The sequence below is a fragment of the Mesorhizobium sp. M7A.F.Ca.US.005.03.2.1 genome, from assembly GCF_003997795.1.
Classification (GTDB): Bacteria; Pseudomonadota; Alphaproteobacteria; order Rhizobiales; family Rhizobiaceae; genus Mesorhizobium; species Mesorhizobium ciceri.
This window is the reverse complement of sequence record NZ_RZRP01000835.1, coordinates 1-2,723: the sequence shown is the minus strand read 5'-3', so window position 1 is coordinate 2,723 and position 2,723 is coordinate 1. Positions and strand designations below refer to the sequence as shown.

The window sequence follows — 2,723 nt, the reverse complement described above, 5'->3', positions numbered from 1 at the left end:
CAGGAAGGCAAGGCCAGCAACGACATAGTACCAGCTGCCGCCCAGCATCGCCAGGCGGATGCCGCCGCCGCCGAGTGCCAGGCCGATGAGGAAAAGAATGAGGGAGGTGATGGTGACAGCCAAGATGATACTCCTTCGACTGTTGCGCTTTGCCACGCCAAGGACAGCCCGATGTCCCGTTCCTGCCCTGCGCACAGCTTTCTCCTGCCCGCCCCGCCTGTCAAGCTGGCCCACACGCCAAGGTGGCAATTCATCTTGCCTGCGGTCGGGTTATCGAGCAGTCTCCGTCGCAGCATCACCGTGGAGTAGACCGAGTCATGCCCTTCGTCTTTCCGCCATGGATGCGCATTGCCGGCGCGCTGTTCGGCTTCGTCGTGCTTATGGCTGGCAGTCAACCGGCGTCGGCACAAACGCTCGAGGAGATCAACAAGGCAAGCGGCTTCCACGAGATGCTGGCCGGCCTCGGCCCAAGCATAGTCGCCGGCATCAAATCCGTGCCGGGGCCGGAAAAAGTCAAGGAAGCCTTGTCCGCCGCCGCTGAAGGCGCTTTTGACGCTGACAGGATGGAGAAAGCCGTAGAGGCGCGGATGACGGGCCGGTTGCAGCCCGTCGATCTCACCGATCTGGCTGCTTTCTTCGATTCACCATTGGGCAGGCGGGTCACAGCCCTGGAGATCCAAGCGTCCGATCCGCAAGCCGTGGGGCGCAAGAAGATCGAAGGTCCGAAAATCCTTGGAGGACTTCAGGCGGGAGATCCGGCACGGCTCGCGCTGTACCGGAAAATCGTCGACGATACCAGCGCCGTGGACATGGCTGAAGCGATCGCATTGAACATGGGCTATGCGATGGTTTCGGGAATGCTCGCGGCAGCCGGGCAGCCTTTATCGGATCAGCAGATAATGGTGCTGGTGCATAAGCAGGCCGGCAACCTTCGTGAAAAAGCCGAAAAGGGGATCATGGAAGGAAATGCTTTCGCCTATCGTGACTTGTCGCTCGACGATCTCAGGCTTTACGCGGCATTTCTCGCGTCCCCTGCGGGCAGCCATTACTACGACCGGATGCAGACGGCACTCGGCGCCGTGATGACCGATGAGGCGCGTTCGTTAGGGCAGCGATTTTTCGTCGCTCTCGGCTACCGCAAGGCCTGAACAGCCCGTACATCCTTGCCGCCAGCACTTTAGCGGAACAAAACGTAGACAGTTCTGGTCTTTCCCCACCGAATCACTACATTCGGGGGCGATGTCCGGCTTTTCCGAAGACATGCCCTTTTTCGACGAACCCAATGCGCGGCCCTCGGCCCCGTCGGGTATCGCCGCGCGCGCCATGGCTGCCCGCAGCGGACACAACAACGCACCCGACTATCTGAAGGGCCTCAACCCGGAGCAGCGGCTAGCTGTTGAAACAACGGAGGGTCCGGTTCTGGTGCTGGCCGGCGCCGGCACCGGCAAGACCCGCGTGCTCACCACCCGCATCGCCCACATCCTCGCCACCGGCAAGGCGTTTCCGTCGCAGATCCTCGCGGTGACCTTCACCAACAAGGCCGCGCGCGAGATGAAGATCCGCATCGGCGTGCTGATCGGCGAAGGCAATGTCGAGGGCATGCCGTGGCTCGGCACCTTCCACTCGATTGGAGTGAAGCTGCTTCGCAGACATGCCGAACTCGCCGGCCTGCGCTCCGACTTCACCATCCTCGACACCGACGACGTCGTGCGGCTGATCAAGCAGTTGATCCAGGCCGAGGGGCTGGACGACAAGCGCTGGCCGGCCAAGCAGTTCGCCCAGATGATCGACGGCTGGAAGAACAAGGGGCAAGGCCCCGCCGACATTGCCGAGGGCGACGCGCGCGCCTTCGCCAACGGCAAGGGCCGCGAACTCTACAAGGCCTATCAGGAGCGGCTGAAGACGCTGAACGCCTGCGATTTCGGCGACCTGCTCTGCCACCCGATCCGCATCTTGCGCGCCAATCCGGACGTGCTGAAGGAATACCATAAGCGCTTCAAGTACATCCTCGTCGACGAGTACCAGGACACCAACACCGCCCAGTACATGTGGCTGCGGCTGTTGGCGCAAAGGCCTCAAGGCAAGCCGGGGGAGATTGGGCGCTCTTCGGCCGAAACCCGCGCCACCGTAAACATCTGCTGCGTCGGCGATGACGACCAATCCATCTATGGCTGGCGCGGCGCCGAGGTCGACAACATCCTGCGTTTCGACAAGGATTTCCCCGGCGCCACCATCATCCGGCTGGAGCGCAACTACCGCTCGACCGCGCACATCCTTGGTGCCGCCTCCCACCTCATCGCCCACAATGAGGGCCGCTTCGGCAAGACGCTGTTCACGGATCGCAACGATCCCGAGGATGGCAAGGTCAATGTCCACGCCGCCTGGGATTCCGAAGAAGAAGCCCGCGCCATCGGCGAGACCATCGAGGCCTATCAGCGCCAGAAGCACAATCTCAACGACATGGCTATTCTTGTCCGTGCATCCTTCCAGATGCGGGCCTTCGAGGATCGCTTCATCACACTCGGCCTCAACTACCGCGTCATCGGTGGCCCGCGCTTCTACGAGCGCCTGGAAATCCGCGACGCCATGGCTTTCTTCCGTGTCGTCGCGCAAGGCGCCGACGACCTCGCTTTCGAACGTATCGTCAATGTGCCCAAGCGCGGCTTGGGCGAAGCCACCATCCGCCAGATCCACGACACCGCCCGTGCGCTGCGCATCCCTAT

General features: G+C 62.2%; 2 protein-coding genes. Both read left to right on the top strand.

Going from position 1 to position 2,723, the window contains the following annotated elements; translation table 11 throughout:
* The first annotated feature begins 317 nt into the window (after positions 1–317).
* Complete coding sequence (locus EN991_RS31135; protein WP_063172472.1) at positions 318–1,148, top strand: DUF2059 domain-containing protein; 831 nt, start codon at positions 318–320, stop codon at positions 1,146–1,148.
* A 91-nt stretch (positions 1,149–1,239) separates the two neighbouring features.
* Positions 1,240–2,723: UvrD-helicase domain-containing protein (locus EN991_RS31130; RefSeq protein WP_164769492.1), on the top strand; the 1,484-nt coding region annotated here is incomplete at its 3' end.